Below are 16,115 nucleotides of genomic sequence, written 5' to 3'. Positions count from 1 at the left end.
GTGGTAGATAGTTCAACATCAAATTGGTCGTTTGCGGTTATGCGTCCGCTGGCGTAGCCAAAGTCCGGGGGGACGAATGTTCAAGGGCGCTGCGGGGGCGTCGCAGCGGAAGAGGTAGTTGACTATGACCGAAAGCGACGCAGGCAGCGCAGACGATTTTGATGCCTGGAGCGACCATTATAACGAGTATTACCCCGTAGGCTCGCGCCTTGACCTCGAGTTTCGCACGTCGCGCCTGCTCGTTCTTGCAGCGCGCAACTGGATGTACCGAATCGACAATTTGTTACGTCAGGAAACGGGCCAGAGCCGCGCGCGCTGGCAGGTGCTGTTCGCCATCGCCTTCGCTGAACAGCCCGCCACCATGTCGGACATCGCCCATCGCGCGCGGGTCCAGTGGCCAACGCTAGTCCGTGTCGTGGAAAGCATGGAGCGCGACGGACTGATCACGCGCGAGAACAACCCGGCAGACAAAAGGTCGAAGCTGCTCCGGCTGACCAAGGCCGGCGACGATGTGGTGGCGCACATTCAGCCGACGCTGGATCGGGAGAGAACCGCCCTGCTCTCCGGCCTTTCGGACGAAGATCTGCCTCGCTGCACCGCCATGCTGCAGAAGATCTTCGAGGCCGCGATCCGCTGAGGGATCGCGCCCGCCCAGGTTCTCCCGCGATCAGGCCCCGTCCGTGCGGGCCTGCTGAATGTCCACCACTTTGGGCGCGCGGGAGAACAGGTCCGTATAGGGATCGTCGAGATCCACGCTGAACGGTTCGGTGCCTTCGCGCACAGTGGTCCGGCGCATGTCGCGCTTGTACCGGGCAGCATCGAAATCTCCGCCGCGGTGCATGCTGCACAGATTGTCCCAGATCACCAGATCGCCGGGTTTCCAGGTGACATAGAAGGTGTAGCGCGGCTGGGTTGTATGCTCAATCAACCGCCTGATCAGGGCGCGCCCTTCTTCCTTGTCCATCCCTTCGATGTCCATCGTATGCGCCGCGATGAACAGGGACTTGCGGCCAGACCCGGCATGGGTGTGTACGATCGGATGGCGGGCCTTGAACCGGTCGTTGATCTCCTCTTCCGAGATTTCCGCGCCGGCCTGCTTGCGGCTCCACCACAGAGAATTGATGCCCACCTTGCCTTCGATCAGTGCCTTGGTCTCTTCGTCCAGATCGTCATAGGCGCTACGGGCATCGGCAAAGCCGGTCTCCCCACCCTCTGCCGGGACTTCATGCGCCAGCAGCAGAGAATAGGACGTCCGCTTTTCCATGAAGGCACTGTCGGTGTGCCACAGGCGATCACCCTTGCGATACTGGATCGCGGCCGGATCCTGCGTGATCTCGCCTTCCGCATTGAGGTTGGATGCATCGAACAGTTCACGATGAGGCAAGCGAAACTTGCTGCCCTCCCGCTTCGGAACACGTTCCAGATAGCCGAAATTGCGGCTGAACTGGACGTGCTGTTCGTCGTTCATGCCAGTGTCCCGGAAGACGCAGACACCATATTGCGACATGGCGTCGATCACCTGCTGCACTTCCTCAGCGGAGAGTGGCTTCGTCAGGTCCAGCCCGGAACACTCTGCCCCGAACTTCTCCAGAATCGGTTCGCACTTCAACGCCATCTTCACCCCGGAATCCTCTATAGTTGGTATTGCCTACCATAGTAGGGATTATAAGGGAAGCTCCGCAGCGCGAGGCCGGGCCAGACTGCCCGCGATCCCTGACAATCAGTTCGAGGCCAACATCTGCGCCGAACTGGAACCTGCCCCCGCTCCAGGCGAAAGGCAGGCCCGTCAGCGGTCAATCAGCCTGACCCTTCGTTCGGCCGGGCCATCACCAAAAAATCAGAGCTTGCAGCGGGGCCGCTTGCCCGACTGCGTGCGATAAGTGTCGGTCTTGGCGTTATAGGACTTGTAGCGCTGCTGGCAGGCGCGGACGTGGCGATGCCAGTCATTCGTCTTGGTCCAATGCTTGGGAGGAGCCGGCGGGGCCTTGCCCCACGCGCTCTTCCATTCGCCATAGGGGCTTTTGGATGAAGGCCCTTGTTTCGGCGCCTCCTTCTTTGCCGCCGGCTTCTGCGTGGGCTGGGGTTGGGGCTTGGCCTGTCCTTCCTTGCGCGGCGGTTCAGCCGGCTTCGGTTGGGCCTGAAGCGCCTGCGGGGCAATGGTCAGAAGTGCCGCCGCGAAGAGCGGGGCCAGGAAGTTGCGCATTGTTTCACTCCTTGTGCAGTGCCTCGAAAAGGGGGGAACGAGGCGGGAAATCACTGGTCGGCATTTTCAGGCGGCATCACGGCACCGCCACCAAGCGCCTGATAGAGCGCGACTTGGGCGTTGAGCTGGTTGAGCCGGTTTTCGCTCACGCTGCTCTCGGCGCTGCGCAGGCGCTCCAGCGCGTCGATCCAGCTCCGCAAGGCGACGGCCCCGGCAGCATGCTGACGAGCGTAGAGGCCTTCCGCATCCTTCGCCGCATCCAGCGACCGCTGGAGGGCTTCACCCTGCTGCTGATAATGCTGGCGCGCCGAAAGGGCATTCGCCGTATCGCGCAGGGCATCGTAGAAATCCTGCCGGAACTGCTGGACGGCGGCCTCGTAATCCGCGCGCGCGATGCCCGTACCCAGCCGGATACGGTCAGGATTGAGTGTCGGCAGGGACAGAGCGGCACCCAGACTGGCCACGGGGTTGCTGAGGATAGACAGCAAGCTGCTACTGGCTGTCCCAAGCGAACCTGTCAGGCTGAGCTTGGGGTAATAGCTCGCCGCCGTTGCGTCTGAACTCGCCAGCGCCTTGCGCAGCCGCAATTCGGAAGCGGAAAGGTCCGGCCTGCGGGCGAGCAATTCGGCGGGCACTCCTGCATCGACGGAAGGCAAATCCGCGTGGGGCAGTTCGGTCCGTTCCGGGCCGTCATAGACCTGCCTGCCGAGCAGGGCAGCCAGCGCGTTGCGAGTTTCAGCGCGGCTTTGCTCAAGTTGCGAAAGGGAGGCTTCCTGCGAGGCGACAGTCTGCTCCGCCTCGCGCAGATCCAGCCGCGGCACGGCACCGGCATCGAACTGCTTCTGCACGAGTTCGAGCTTCTTGCGCGAATAGGAAAGGGTCCGCTCGCTGATCGCGATCCGTTCATTGGCATAGGCAAGTTGCCACCATGCACTCACCGTTGTGCCGACGAGCGAAAGGCGCGTGGCGGCCAGATCGCGTTCGCTCGCCGCCGCTTCCCAATGTGCGGCATCGCGCTCTGCATCGAGCCTGCCGAACAGGTCCACTTCCCACGAGGCACCGAGCGAAGCCGAGGAGCTTTCATTCCACGATGCCGAACCGTCCAGTTCATGCGATGCACCGGTGGAGGCACTGGTACCCAGCGTGGGAAGCATCTGGCTGGCCGCAAGGCGGGCCGACATGCGGGCCTGCCGCAAGCGAATGCCTGCGGCGGCAAGGTCCGCGTTCTGTTCCAGCACACGATCCACCAGGGCGGAAAGCTCGGCATCGCCGAACTCGTCCCACCACGGCCCGGTCTGCCGGGCGATTGGTCCGCTTGCGGCCTGTTGCCATGCTGCTTCGACCGGCAATTGCGGCGCGGAATATGTACTGCGGGCAATCGAGGCACAGCCGCTCGTGCTCACCAGCAGGGCCGCGAGACATACAGTCAGCGGCAGCTTGTGGCGGATGATCGTGGGTGTGGCGGTCAATGACATGGTTCAATCCCTGGAAAGCGCATCGACCGGATCGAGGCGAGCCGCGCTGCGAGCGGGCAGGAAGCCGAAGGCGACGCCGATCAGGGTCGAACAGGCGAAAGCCAGCACGATGGAGATGGTGGAGAACACCATCGGGAAGCTCGCACCGCTCCAGCTGAAGACGGCACCGATGCCCAGCGCGAGCAGCACGCCGATCACCCCGCCCAGCAGGCAGACCAGAACGGCCTCGATCAGGAACTGCTGCAGGATGTCAGACTGGCGCGCGCCAACGGCCATGCGCACCCCGATCTCGCTGGTGCGTTCGGTGACCGAAACCAGCATGATGTTCATCACCCCGATCCCGCCGACGATGAGGGAGATCACCGCAATTGCCGCGATCAGCAGGGTCATCGTCTGCGTCGTGCTGGTAATGGTTTCGCGGATGTCGTCAGTGTTGCGGATGAAGAAGTCCGTCGTGCCGTGGCGCATGGCCATCAGGCGTTCGACCGCCGCCTGCGCAGCCGACATGTCCGCATCGTCCACGATACGCACGGTGACGCTGCTGAGATAGGTCTGGCCCAGCATCCGCGTCATCACCGTAGTATAGGGCACGAAGAACTTCAGGCTGTCGCTGTTCATCGGCCCGGACTGGCTGGTTTCGATCACGCCGATCACGCGGACGGGGACATTGCCCAGCATCACGATCCGCCCGATGGGTTCCTCGCCGTTCACGAACAAAGTGTCGCGCGTATCCTCGTCGATCACGGCGTCTTGCGCGCGCTGCTTCACGCTGGCGGCATTGAACAGGCTGCCCTGGACGATATCCAGCCCCTTCACCCGGAAATAGCCTTCGCCCACCCCGCTCACCTGCGCCGTGGCGGCGACATTGCCGAAACGGGCAGTGACATTGCTGGAAACAGACGGGGTCACGCTGTCCACGAAGGGCTGGCTTTCCAGCGCTTCCGCGTCGGCCGGAACCAATGTCTCGATCCGGCTGGATCGCATGTCGCCGAAACTCTTGCCCGGATAGACGTCGAGCGTGTTGGTGCCCAGGCTGCTGATATTCTCGAGGATCTGCTGCTGCGATCCATTGCCCAGCGCCACCACCGAAACGACGGAGGCAATGCCGATGATGATGCCCAGCATGGTCAGGAAAGTGCGCAGCTTGTGCGCCGCCATGGCCAGCAGGGCCATGCGAAAAGCCTCGCGGAACCGATCAACCAGTTGTTCCAGCGCACTGCCGCCCGTTTCCGGCGGGGGGAGCTTGCGCACAGCCTGCGCCTTGCGCGTCGTCCGGTCGGCAACGATCTGGCCGTCGCTGATCTCGATGATCCGGTCCGCATGTTCGGCCACTGCCATGTCATGCGTGACGAGGATGACCGTGTGCCCTTCCTGATGCAATTCGCCCAGGATGCGCATCACTTCCACGCCGCTTGCGCTGTCCAGTGCGCCGGTCGGCTCGTCGGCCAGGATCACCTCGCCCCCGTTCATCAGGGCGCGGGCGATGGAAACGCGCTGCTGCTGGCCGCCGGAAAGCTGGCCGGGCCGGTGGCCGGTGCGTTCTTCCAGCCCCAGCCGCCCCAGCAGGGCACGGGCGCGCTGGGCGCGAGCCTCGCGGCCCTTGCCCGCATAGACGGCCGGCACTTCGACATTGCCCAGCGCGGTCAGATCGCCCAGCAGATGATAGCGCTGGAAGATGAAGCCGAAATATTCGCGCCGCAGTTCTGCCAGTTCATCCGGTACGAGTTCGGCAGTCTCCCGGCCGCTTACGGCATAGCTGCCCCGGCTGGGCCGATCGAGGCAGCCCAGAATGTTCATCAGGGTGGACTTGCCGGAACCGGAAGCGCCGACAATCGCCACCATCTCGCCGGAATGGATATCCAGATCGACATCCTTCAGGGCAGCGAACACGCCGTCGCCGGAAGGATATTCGCGCCAGACCTTCCGCAGGCGCAACAAGGGGGTATCAGTCACGGGCGCGGCCTCAGAAGGGGGGCGGCCCCATCCGGCCGCCGCTATTGCTGGAAGCGGTTGCCTCGGTCGCTTGGCCGACCACAACCTTCTCGCCACTCTTCAGCCCGCTCAGCACCTCGGCCGACACGTTGTTATTGATCCCGATCCTGATCTGGCGCTGCTCCATCCGGCCGCCCGCGCCCATGACTCGCACGGAATAGGTGCCGTCCTTGGCCTTTGCGCCCAGAGCGGACGACGGAATCAGCAGCACGTTCTTCTTCCGGGCGAGCACGATGGAAACCTGCGCCGTCATCAGCGCGCGCAGTTTTCCGTCCGTGTTCGGCACTTCGAACAGCGCGTTGTAATAGATCGCGGTGGAACTGCTGGAAGAACTGGAGCTGGTGGAATTCACTTCGTCCACGATCGATTCCGGCGCCGGTTCGACCTGCAGCAGGGAGGCGTTATAGCGGTGATCCGCATCGCCCAGGATCGTGAAATAGACCGGCAGGCCCGCATCGACCTTGATGACATCGGCCTCCGAAATCTCGGCCTTCACCTGCATCACATCAAGCTGGGCAAGAATGACGATAGTCGGTGCGGACTGGTTGGCATTGACCGTCTGGCCCTGCTTGGTGACCACGGCCACCACAACGCCGTCCATCGGGGCGACGATGCGGGTATAGCCCAGATTGATCTCCGCCGTGTTCACGCCCACGCGCGCCTGCTGGATCTGTGTGTCGATCACCGCCAGTTGCGCCCGCGCGGATTTCAGATCGGCCTCCGCAGCCTCGAAATCCGCCATGGATGTAGCCTCGCCCGGCACCATGGCCTGCTGGCGACGAAAACTCAGTTCAGCCTTGGCCAGAGTGGCCTGCTGCGAAGCCCGCTGAGCCTGCATGTTCGCCAGTTCCGCCTGCGCGGTCCTGAGCGTATTCGTCTGCGTCTGCGCATCGATCTGGGCGATCAACTCGCCCTTCCTGACCACCTGCCCCACTTCGACATTCAGCGTTTCGAGCCGGCCGGAAACCTGCGCGCCCACGCTGACCATTTCCTTGGGCTCCAGCGTGCCGGTAGCCTCCACCGTCTGCTCTATATCGCCGCGCGTCACATCCGCGGTGAGGAGAGCTGGCTCGTCGCCACCGGCGAAAAACACGCGCCAGAGGATCAGGATGAGGATGAGCGCGCCAAGACCGGCAGCACCGACTACAATACGTCTGCGGGACATCATTCCGGCGATATGGGCGGTGACGCTGGCCTTGTGGGTAAAGAGTCCGCAATCGAAACGTAAAGTTTTCGAAAAGGCGGCATGACTCGCGGGATTGTCTGCGCCATGCAGATGCGGTGTCGACCGATCACCCCTTCATCCTGCTCGTCGATGACGATGCCGATCTCAGCGCCCTGTTGCGCGAATATCTCGAAGGCGAAGGCTTCGAAGTCGAAATCGTCTCCAATGGCACTGACGGCGCTGCCAGAGCCTTGTCCGGCGAGCATGATGCAGTGATCCTGGACGTGATGCTGCCCGGCATCAATGGGATCGAGGTTCTCAGGATGATCCGTCGTTCCAGCGAGATACCCGTCCTCATGCTGACCGCCCGAGGCGATCAGATTGACCGGGTGGTCGGCCTCGAGCTTGGCGCGGACGACTACGTGGCCAAGCCGCATTACCCGCGCGAACTGGTCGCCCGGCTGCGGGCAGTCATGCGACGCAATACGGCACATGGCAGCCGCCCGGCCGACCCGGTTGTGGTTGGCGGTCTGGAAGTTCAGGTCGCCGCGCGCCGCGCCAGCTGGAACGGGCAGCCCCTCGAACTCACGGCATCGGAATTCAACCTCCTGGTCGTGCTGATGCGCACCGGCGACGATGTGGCCACGAAGGACAGCCTGTCGCAGGAAGGGCTGGGACGCGCGCGGCAATCCTATGATCGCAGCGTGGACGTTCATGTCAGCAATCTGCGGATCAAGCTGGAAGGCAGTTCCGGCGGCGCCATCGCGATCGAAACCGTGCGCGGTGTGGGTTATCGCCTTCAGGTGACGGCATGAAGCGCAGGTTGTTCTGGAAGATCCTGCTCGCCTTCTGGCTGACGCTTTTCGCGATCACCCAAGGGGTCTGGCTGCTGTTCGAGCTGAACAGGAATGACCGCCCGAATCCCCAGCGGCTGATGGAAGAAGAAGTTGCGCCCGCAATCCTTGCCGCAGGCGCGCAAGCCGTGACGACGGGCGGCCCCGCCGCGCTTTCCTCGTTCACACAATCCCTCCCCGACAATCAGCGCGGACGGGTGGAACTGAGCAACCCCGCCGATCCCGTCCGACCGAAGTCTGGCGATGATCTGCAACGCGTGGTGTCACGCATGGTGAATGGGCCGGACGGGACCGAATATCGCCTGACCTACACCTATCAGGGCATGCCTGCTCGCCGTTCCCTGCCCAGCGCTCCACCGGAAATGCTCATTCTCGGCCTGTTTGGCGGTCTGGCATTCAGTGCCGCACTGGCGTGGTATCTGACCGAGCCGATCAACCGACTGCGCAAGGGCTTCGACAGGCTCGCTCGGGGCGACCTTGAAGTGCGGCTGGCGGCCTCGATTGGCCGTCGCAGGGATGAGATCGCCGATCTGGGGCGCGATTTCGACTTGATGGCGCAACGGCTGGAAATGCTCGTGTCAGCGCGGGATCGCCTGCTGCACGACGTTTCCCACGAATTGCGCACTCCCCTTGCCCGCATGCAACTGGCCATCGCGCTGGCCCGCAAAGACGCTGGAAAGACGGAGCAGACGTTGCAGCGCATCGAGCAGGAGGCCCAGCGGCTCGAAATGCTCGTCGGAGAATTGCTGACCCTCGCCCGCGCGGAGCACGGCCAAAGGTCGCAGGAAGATTATTTCGATCTGGCCGGCGTGCTGGAAAGCGTGCTGGAAGATGCGCGTTTCGAAGCGGAAGCCAGCCGGATCGGTATCAGGCTGCAAGCCGACATACCCGATGAAGACGACCGCCCGTTGGTGCGCGGCAGTGCGGAACTCGTCCGCCGGGCAATCGACAATATCATGCGCAATGCCTTGCGCTTCTCCAAGGCCGGGCAGGACATCGATGTATTCATCGGCCTCGATCCTCAGGCCGGGCTGTACCGGGTGGAAATATCCGATGCCGGCCCCGGTGTGCCCGATGCGGACATCGCCGCGATGTTCAATCCCTTCGTAAGGGGCGAAGATGGCGGCGCCGGGCTGGGCCTTGGCCTGTCAATCGCATCGCGCGCAGTGATGGCGCATGGCGGCACCGTGGAAGCGCGCAACCGCGTCGGGGGCGGCTTTACAGTGGCCATGGCATTTCCCGTCGATTGACCTCGCGGCAGGCCGCGACAACGGCCCGATCCGCTCAAACCGGGCTCGTCGGAAACCAATTGTCGGAAAATTTACATTCGGCTTACGAACTCTTTACCCCATCGGGGCGGCGATCCGGGCGATATTCCGCGTGCCCGGCCGGGTCTGGAATGCAACCGCCAGCCCGGCCACTGGAGCCGGAGTTGGTTGGTGGTCGCAGAAACACCCGATGCAGAACTGATCGTCCTCGCTGGACGAGGGGACGTTTGCGCCTTCGGCCAGCTGGTGGACCGCCATGTCGCCGCAGCCTATCGCAGCGCGTTCCGCATTCTGCATGACCGGTTCGAGGCTGAAGACGTCACACAGGAAACCTTCGCCAGGCTTTGGCGCAGGGCACCGCGGTGGGCACATGTGGGCGCGGGCGTGGGCGGCTGGGTCCACCGTGTCTGCGTGAACCTGTGTATTGACCGCGTCAGGCAAAACGGCCGCTGGCGGACCGAAGAAATCACCGAATTTGTGGACCCCGCCCTCCCCGCGGATCGCCGGATCGAACACGACCAGATCAAGGCCGCTCTGGATTCCTGCCTGCAGGCGCTGCCATGCCGGTACCGGACGGCCATCGTGCTGACCTATTTCGAAGGTTATTCGAACAGGGTAGCCGCCGAATTGCTGGATATGGACATCAAGGCGTTCGAATCCCTTTTGCACCGCGCCAGACGAAAGCTGGGTTCCAGCCTGTTTACGGAAGGCGTCGTTTCCCACGATCTCGATGTATTCGCATGACGGCCGATCGACGGCACCCGGCGCCGATCGCAAAACATGCCCGGACGCATTATTGCGGTGCCGTCAGCCAGATGGCGCCTGGTCTCCGATCGGCATGGCAGACATTGTCTCCAGAAATCGAAATCGCCCACCCAGCCTAGCGGGGCAGATCGTCGTAGCTCAGGCTGAAGACCGGGGCACCATAGGCGCGCACGTGCTGCTCATACTCCGCTTCGTCGATCCGCTTCACTTCGCAGACCGAGACGATCTCGTCATCCAGGTGATAGGGCGTGTCGAAATTCTTGAGGTGGATGGTCTGCCCGGCAACATCGGTCAGGGTCAGGACAGTCAGCGTAAAGGCGATGTCGCCCTTGAAAATGCCGCTCTGCTCCCATGCTTCGGTGGTGCGGTCCACGATGTCGCCGAACTGGCCATAGACCGGGCAGCCCCTTAGCTGATCCGTAGTGACGCCGGCCTCGCGCGCGAAGCTGTTGCTGAATTCCAGGAAATGCGCCCCGCGGCCGACGATGCTGATCGGATTGGGCGCATAGATCATGCGCGCCTTCAACTGTTGCCGCAGCCGCGGCGCATCGGCCGCGCGCCACAGGTCCGTGATCCGCTGGCGCTGCGCGAGGGAGGGCGTGTCATGGCCGTTTTCCCAGCGGGAAACCGATGCCTGCTTCACGCCCATCATTTCTGCAAAGGCAGCCTGCGTCAGCCCCATCTGCTGGCGGACCTGCCGGATCAGGCGCGGCCAGCGCGGTTCGTTGCGAAGGCTCTGCGTGGGGCGCGAAGATACGCTTTTATACGCGGGATTCTTCAAGCGATCATCGAAGGGAAATCTACCGGTCATGGCGGCACTCTAGGGGCACGCGGGAAAGTCCTCAGCAGGTAGCCCCCTCCATGACCGTGTCCCGTTACAACATTGTGATACTCTCGCTGCCATTTCTGGCGTTCTCCTCTCTGACCGTCTCTGCCCATGCCGAGACAGTGGAGACCGAACCCGAAGGCGAACTGATCGTCGTCACCGCCATGCGCGGCAATGCCGCTGTCGAAAGCGTCGCTGCGCGTACCGAAGTGATCTCGCGCGACGATATCGAGCGCAAGGGCCTCGTCACCGCGGCCGATGCGCTCAAATCGGTGCCGGGCCTCAGCCTGGTGCAGAGCGGCGGTGCCGGCGGGCTGACCTCGGTCTTCTCGCGCGGGACCAATTCGAAGCACACGCTGGCCCTGTATGACGGCATTCGCCTCAACGATGCCTCCACCCCCAATGGCCAGTTCAATTTCGGCTCCGACACGCTGGGCGATCTGGAACGGATCGAGGTGCTGCGTGGCCCTGCCTCGGCCGTCTACGGTTCCGATGCGATCGGCGGGGTCATCAACTTCATCCCGCGCATCGGCGGGGAACGGGCCTTCATGCCCTATGCGGAAGTCGCGACTGGCAATCTCGATACTTATCGCGGGCTGGTCGGCGCGCGCGGCACGGCCGGGATTCTCGCCTATGGCCTGACGGCCGAATATTTCGAGACGGGCGGTTACGACAATGTCGCCGCGCGCATTGCCGACGATCTGGGCGAGCGCGACGGCAGCCGCTTCTTCACTATCACCGGCAATGGCGAACTGACGCTGACCGATGGACTGACGATCCGCGGGCTGGCCCGCTATCGCCGGGCGAAGTCGGAATTCGACGATGCCGCGCTGGACCGCGAAGGGCGCGGCGGACGCGATCGCTATTTCCTCTGGCGGATCGCCCCGCGCCTCACCGCTCTCGATGGCCGCTATCAGGGCGATCTGGAATTCGGGCAGGTCGACAACCAGCGTTCGGAATGGAACCACCCCGATACCAATGACAGCTTCGGCGGCGCCGATACCGAAGCAAGCGGCCTGCGCACTTTCGCTGCCTGGCGCAACCGGCTGGAAGTCCGCCCCTCGGATGCGGTCAAGGCGACCGTTTCAGCCGGTCTCGAATGGCAGAAGGACAAGGTGGACGCCTTTGACGGCTACAGCGATGCGCTGTCCCGCTCCGAAGAACAGACAGCCCTCTATGGCCTTGCGCAGGTGACGATTGCCGACCGGGTCGATCTTAACGGATCGCTGCGGCACGATAATCCGGAAAGCTTCGATGCGGTCACCACCTGGAACGCGGGCGGCGTCCTGCACCTGCCCGAAGTCGGCGGCCGGGCCTATGTCTCCTATGGCACTTCGTTCAAAGCCCCGACCCTGAGCGAGCGCTTCACCAAGAGCGCCTGGAACCTGGGCAATCCCGACCTCGTACCGGAACACGGCAAGTCCTTCGAGGCGGGCGCCGATGTCGGCACCGAAGTGGGCGCGCAAGGCTGGATTGGGCTCAACTTCACCTATTTCGATACCAAGATCACTGACCTGATCGAATATGATTATGCCGCGCTTGCCAACCGCAATGTCGGCAAGGCCGCTATCGACGGTTTCGAACTTGGCGTGCAGGCGAAGATCGGCCGGATCGTGGACCTGCGGGTCAATTACAGCCGCACCAACGCTTTCAACGACGCGACCGGCGACCAGTTGCTGCGCCGGCCCAAGCACAGCTGGTCGGCCAGCCTCACGCTCAACCCGATCGAGCGCCTTTCCCTCTCGGCCGACTGGTATCGCCGCGGCCAGCGCATGGACGTCGTCTATGACGACAGCAGCGCATGGGGGCCGGGTGGCGGCTATGTCGGCGACGGGCTGGTCACGGCATACGATCTGGTCAGCTTCTCGGCTCGCTACAGCGTGACCGACAGCGTCGAACTGTTCGCCAATATGCGCAATGCCTTCGACCAGACTTACGAAGAGCCGGACAGCTACCGCGGCGCACCGCGCAGTTGGCAGATCGGCACACGGGCGCGGTTCTGACCCGTCTCTCTCCCACACATATCAGGAACATGCCCATGCGTAAGATTCTGCCCTGCGTGATAGCCGCCGCCCTGCTTCCGGCAACCGCCTTCGCGGCGCCCGACGCGAAGCTGCCCGAGCCGAAGGTTCCGGTGGCCAATCCCTTTGCCTCGGTTCACGACCTTTTCGACTGCACCCGCGACACCGGCACGCTGGTGAGCGCCCATCGCGGCGGCGCCGCGCCCGGCTATCCGGAAAACGCCATCGAAACTGCGGCGCATACTTTGTCGCAATTCCCCGTTCTGGTGGAAGTGGACGTGCGCCGTACCAGTGACGGCGTGCTGGTGCTGATGCATGACGACACGCTCGACCGCACCAGCACCGGCACCGGCCCGGTGGAGGCGCAGACCTGGTCGGCGCTGTCCCAGCTCTATCTCGAGGACAATGACGGCAACCTCACCACTTTCCGCATTCCCCGGCTGAGCACGATGGCCGAATGGGCGCATAATCGCGCGCTGGTGCTGGCGGAAGTGAAGGACAGCGATGCGCTGCCCCAGATGATCCGGGAAATCCGCGCGGCCGGGGCGCAGACCAACTTCATGTTGCTGGTCAACAGCCTTGAAGATGCCAAACGGGTGCAGGAACTCGATCCGACGATCAGCATCACCTTCGAAATGGCCGATGCAACCGCGCTGGCCCGCGCCAAGGAGGCCGGTATCGACATGAAGCGTGTGATCGCCTGGACCGGGATCGGCAAGCGCGACCGGGCCTATTGGAACGATCTGCGCGCGCAGGGCCTTACCGTGTCTTACGGCACGCTGTGGTTCATTGACGGTGCGGTCGAGAATCTCGATCTCAAGGGCATCTATGCCGAACTGGCGCAGGACGGCGTCGCGCTGCTCGCAACCGACCGGGCGGTGGCGGCACAGGCCGAGATTGCCCGGGTCCGCCCGATCGAGGCGGCGCTGCGTCAGTGCAAGGCTGTGGGAATGGAGCCGAAGTGACGGAAGACGAGAGCGGAAGTTCGGGCTGGAGCCTGCCGGTCATCCTGCTCCACTGGGTGACCGGGGGGCTGGTTCTGGCCGTCGCAGGGCTGGCCGTCTTTCTGCTCTCCCCTCCCGAATGGAGCCAGTTCTACATCGATCGCTACATGGCATGGATCGGCTGGCACCGCCTGGGCGGTCTGGCGGTCCTGCTGTTGGCGGCGGGGTGGATCGCGCTGCGGCGCCTGAAGCCAAGGCCACCGCGCACGGGCGGGCCGCATATGCAGGCGGCGGCCATTCTGGCGCAAGGGCTGATGCTCGCCTTCCTGATCGCGCTGCCGGTGAGCGGTTATCTGATGGATGCCCTTATCAATCCCGCGCTTGAGCTGCCCGGCGGGGTTTCTTTGCCGAGCCCGCTGCCCAGGCACCAGACCTTCAGCTTGGCGCTCAGCTATATCCACAAATGGGGCGGGTTAACCCTGCTGGGTATCGCCGCGCTCCACATCGCGGCAGCCCTCTGGCACGGCCAGCGCCCCGACGACCGGACGTTGCGAGCGATGCTGCCTCGATTGGGCAAGAGAAAGTAATTTCCTTGAATACACTCATTCTGGCGACCGCCCTCGTGCAGGGCGCATCTGCCGCAACGGCCACGCCCGCCGGCGATCTTGTCTTTGAACCTGCCTATTTCGCCGAGGCCGCTCCGGTGACCGCGCTGGACATGGTCCGCCGGGTACCCGGCTTCGTGATCGATTCCGGGGATGCCGTGCGTGGCTTTGCCGGGGCAGCGGGCAATGTGCTGGTCGACGGGGTGCGCCCGTCCACCAAGAACCGCACGATCGACGATGTGCTGACGGCTATCCCCGCCGCGCAGGTGCTGCGTATCGAACTGATCCGCACCCCGCGTCCGGGCCTCGATCAGCAGGGCGCGCAATTGCTGGTCAACGTGGTGCGTGTGGCCAAGGAATCCCGCAGTCAGGCTGTCACGCTCTCCAACTATTCCTATGCGGGCAGTGCCCTGTTGCCGTCGCTGCGCGGCGAGATGTCGCGCCGCAATAGGAAAGGCGGCTGGGAAGCCTCGTTCCTCCTGTCGCTGAACCAGGATGAGAGCGGGGACGGCAAAAGGATCACCCGATTGCCCGATGGCACCGTGTTTGACCGAGCGAAGGTGGCTATCGATTCTCCCATTCGCGGGGCTGAGGCCCGGCTGGCGGGTGACACAGGCTTCGCGGGCGGGGTCATTCGCGGCAATCTGTCCTTCACGCATCAGGATTACCGAACGCACGAAGTCCTCGATTTTCTCGAGGGGCCGCTTGCAGGAAGTATGGCTCGCACCGATGATGCGATCCGGACCAATAGCGGCGAGGCTGGTGCCGAATGGTCGCGCAGCTTTGCCTCGAACCTCTCGGCCAAGCTGCTCGTTCTTGCCACGCGCAAGGATGTGTCGACCCGTTCGGCAAGTGAGGGCCCGGATGGCTCAAGCCTTTACCGCGCCGACAGCATCGCCGACGAGCGCATCCTGCGCGCCACCCTTGCCCGCGCGCCCGGCAGCGGCATTGCGTGGGAAATCAATGGCGAGGTCGCCTATAATTCGCTCGACAGCCAGAGCGCCTTCGAGATCGACGGAGTGCCTGTCGCGCTGCCGAATTCGGATGTGCGGATTGCCGAATGGCGCGGCGATGCATCCGCCAAGCTGACCGTTCCCCTCTCCCCGCGCCTCACTGCGGAGGCGACTGCGCGGGGAGAATATTCCAGCCTTGGCCAGACGAACCGCGTCACCGATTTCGACTACACCACTCGCTTCGGCTTCTTCAAACCCAAGCTGCTCATGCGCTGGGATGCAGGCAATCGCAGCCAGATCCGCCTGCGGCTGGAACGAGAAGTGGGGCAGCTGGATTTCACCGATTTTGCCAGCTCAGCCTCGCTGATCGACGGAACGGTCAATGCCGGCAATCTCGACTTGCGACCGCAGACGGCCTGGATCGGGGAAGCGGCGGCCGAACGGCGTTTCGGCAAGGACGGGGTGGTCACACTGACCTATCGCCATCACCGTATCGACAACGTGCTGGACCTCATTCCGGTCGAGGGGCTCGATGCGCCGGGCAATATCGGCCGGGGCCATATCAACGCGCTGGGCGCTCAAGTGACATGGCCGCTCGATCCGCTTGGCATTTCGGGCGGACGGGTGTCCTTCTCGGGCGAATGGCGATCCAGTGCGGTGCGCGATCCGGTCGATGGTTCGCGTCGCCCGATCACGGCACTGGCGCCCTTCACGGGTGAAATCCACGCCACGCTCGACCGGCCATCCTTGCGGTCCAGCTTCGCGATCGACGTCTATTTCGGACAGGAACTGACCTATCGCCGACTTGCGGAATGGCGGCAGACTTCGGACGAGCCCTATATCAGCCTGAAATGGACCTACACCGCCTCGCCGCGCCTGACCATCGAGGCCAGTGCCCAGAACATCCTTGGCCGCAAGCGGGAGCGGGACCGGAAAGTCTATGACGGGACACGGGCAGACGGGCGCCTGCTGTTCGAGGAAGAGCGCTGGTATCGCTCCACCACCGGCCTGTTCCTGTCATTGCGGCGCCAGCTCTGACGCCGG

At 63.6% G+C, this 16,115-nt stretch carries 14 protein-coding genes; 8 read left to right on the top strand and 6 right to left on the bottom strand.

The features are described 5' to 3' along the window. Window positions 1–124 precede the first annotated feature (124 nt). Window positions 125–637 (top strand): MarR family transcriptional regulator, encoded by a 513-nt coding sequence (locus tag SZ64_RS00815; RefSeq protein WP_054529094.1) that lies wholly within the window; start codon window positions 125–127, stop codon window positions 635–637. 30 nt (window positions 638–667) lie between these two features. Here the strand turns inward: SZ64_RS00815 and SZ64_RS00810 are convergent, their stop codons facing one another. From SZ64_RS00810 to SZ64_RS00790, 5 genes are all read right to left on the bottom strand, one after another. Then, window positions 668–1,615, bottom strand: coding sequence for a TauD/TfdA family dioxygenase (locus SZ64_RS00810; protein ID WP_241773080.1), 948 nt, complete (start codon window positions 1,613–1,615; stop codon window positions 668–670). A gap of 222 nt (window positions 1,616–1,837) precedes the next feature. Next, window positions 1,838–2,203, bottom strand: a complete 366-nt coding sequence (locus SZ64_RS00805) for a BA14K family protein (RefSeq protein ID WP_054529092.1) — start codon at window positions 2,201–2,203, stop codon at window positions 1,838–1,840. A 50-nt stretch (window positions 2,204–2,253) separates the two neighbouring features. After that, window positions 2,254–3,678, bottom strand: a complete 1,425-nt coding sequence (locus tag SZ64_RS00800; RefSeq protein ID WP_082384371.1) for an efflux transporter outer membrane subunit — start codon at window positions 3,676–3,678, stop codon at window positions 2,254–2,256. A gap of 3 nt (window positions 3,679–3,681) precedes the next feature. Beyond that, a complete protein-coding gene (locus tag SZ64_RS00795) occupies window positions 3,682–5,631 on the bottom strand; it encodes a MacB family efflux pump subunit (RefSeq protein ID WP_054529091.1) in 1,950 nt (649 codons plus the stop codon). A gap of 10 nt (window positions 5,632–5,641) precedes the next feature. Further along, a complete protein-coding gene (locus tag SZ64_RS00790; RefSeq protein WP_054529090.1) occupies window positions 5,642–6,838 on the bottom strand; it encodes an efflux RND transporter periplasmic adaptor subunit in 1,197 nt (398 codons plus the stop codon). Between the two features lie 113 nt (window positions 6,839–6,951). On the opposite strand from SZ64_RS00790, the gene SZ64_RS00785 reads away from it, so the two are divergent. The 3 genes from SZ64_RS00785 to SZ64_RS00775 all read left to right on the top strand — a co-directional run bounded on the left by SZ64_RS00785 (window position 6,952) and on the right by SZ64_RS00775 (window position 9,701). Further along, the gene (locus tag SZ64_RS00785) at window positions 6,952–7,650 is read left to right on the top strand and encodes a response regulator transcription factor (protein ID WP_199797061.1); all 699 of its coding nucleotides are present in this window, start codon (window positions 6,952–6,954) and stop codon (window positions 7,648–7,650) included. Then, complete coding sequence (locus SZ64_RS00780) at window positions 7,647–8,939, top strand: ATP-binding protein (protein WP_082384370.1); 1,293 nt, start codon at window positions 7,647–7,649, stop codon at window positions 8,937–8,939. Before SZ64_RS00785 ends, SZ64_RS00780 begins: the two co-directional genes overlap by 4 nt. Before the next feature lie 189 nt (window positions 8,940–9,128). Next, entirely contained in the window at window positions 9,129–9,701 is a 573-nt protein-coding gene (locus SZ64_RS00775) for a sigma-70 family RNA polymerase sigma factor (RefSeq protein WP_162225053.1), read from the top strand. Between the two features lie 136 nt (window positions 9,702–9,837). Here SZ64_RS00775 and SZ64_RS00770 read toward each other — a convergent pair whose 3' ends face one another. Continuing rightward, window positions 9,838–10,503, bottom strand: coding sequence for a helix-turn-helix domain-containing protein (locus SZ64_RS00770; protein ID WP_206742893.1), 666 nt, complete (start codon window positions 10,501–10,503; stop codon window positions 9,838–9,840). Window positions 10,504–10,583: 80 nt separating this feature from the next. On the opposite strand from SZ64_RS00770, the gene SZ64_RS00765 reads away from it, so the two are divergent. Genes SZ64_RS00765 through SZ64_RS00750 form a run of 4 tightly spaced genes read left to right on the top strand, consistent with a single transcriptional unit; the run spans window position 10,584 to window position 16,109 of the window. Beyond that, a complete protein-coding gene (locus SZ64_RS00765; RefSeq protein ID WP_054529087.1) occupies window positions 10,584–12,551 on the top strand; it encodes a TonB-dependent receptor in 1,968 nt (655 codons plus the stop codon). 35 nt (window positions 12,552–12,586) lie between these two features. Then, window positions 12,587–13,534, top strand: a complete 948-nt coding sequence (locus SZ64_RS00760; protein WP_162225052.1) for a glycerophosphodiester phosphodiesterase family protein — start codon at window positions 12,587–12,589, stop codon at window positions 13,532–13,534. Continuing rightward, window positions 13,531–14,100 carry a cytochrome b/b6 domain-containing protein gene (locus SZ64_RS00755; RefSeq protein ID WP_054529085.1) on the top strand — a complete coding sequence of 190 codons (570 nt, stop codon included), beginning with the start codon at window positions 13,531–13,533 and terminating at the stop codon, window positions 14,098–14,100. Before SZ64_RS00760 ends, SZ64_RS00755 begins: the two co-directional genes overlap by 4 nt. 5 nt (window positions 14,101–14,105) lie before the next feature. Then, entirely contained in the window at window positions 14,106–16,109 is a 2,004-nt protein-coding gene (locus tag SZ64_RS00750; protein ID WP_054529084.1) for a TonB-dependent receptor, read from the top strand. The last annotated feature ends 6 nt before the right edge of the window (window positions 16,110–16,115 follow it).

It is taken from the genome of Erythrobacter sp. SG61-1L (assembly GCF_001305965.1).
Taxonomy (GTDB): domain Bacteria; phylum Pseudomonadota; class Alphaproteobacteria; order Sphingomonadales; family Sphingomonadaceae; genus Andeanibacterium.
This window is presented reverse-complemented; position numbering and strand designations above follow the sequence as displayed.

What these genes read in the sequence shown, in the direction of transcription:
- SZ64_RS00815 (WP_054529094.1), top strand. Translation starts at nt 125, where the DNA reads ATGACCGAAAGCGACGCAGGCAGCGCAGACGATTTTGATGCCTGGAGC.
- SZ64_RS00810 (WP_241773080.1), bottom strand. Translation starts at nt 1,615, where the DNA reads ATGGCGTTGAAGTGCGAACCGATTCTGGAGAAGTTCGGGGCAGAGTGT.
- SZ64_RS00805 (WP_054529092.1), bottom strand. Translation starts at nt 2,203, where the DNA reads ATGCGCAACTTCCTGGCCCCGCTCTTCGCGGCGGCACTTCTGACCATT.
- SZ64_RS00800 (WP_082384371.1), bottom strand. Translation starts at nt 3,678, where the DNA reads ATGTCATTGACCGCCACACCCACGATCATCCGCCACAAGCTGCCGCTG.
- SZ64_RS00790 (WP_054529090.1), bottom strand. Translation starts at nt 6,838, where the DNA reads ATGATGTCCCGCAGACGTATTGTAGTCGGTGCTGCCGGTCTTGGCGCG.
- SZ64_RS00780 (WP_082384370.1), top strand. Translation starts at nt 7,647, where the DNA reads ATGAAGCGCAGGTTGTTCTGGAAGATCCTGCTCGCCTTCTGGCTGACG.
- SZ64_RS00765 (WP_054529087.1), top strand. Translation starts at nt 10,584, where the DNA reads ATGACCGTGTCCCGTTACAACATTGTGATACTCTCGCTGCCATTTCTG.
- SZ64_RS00760 (WP_162225052.1), top strand. Translation starts at nt 12,587, where the DNA reads ATGCGTAAGATTCTGCCCTGCGTGATAGCCGCCGCCCTGCTTCCGGCA.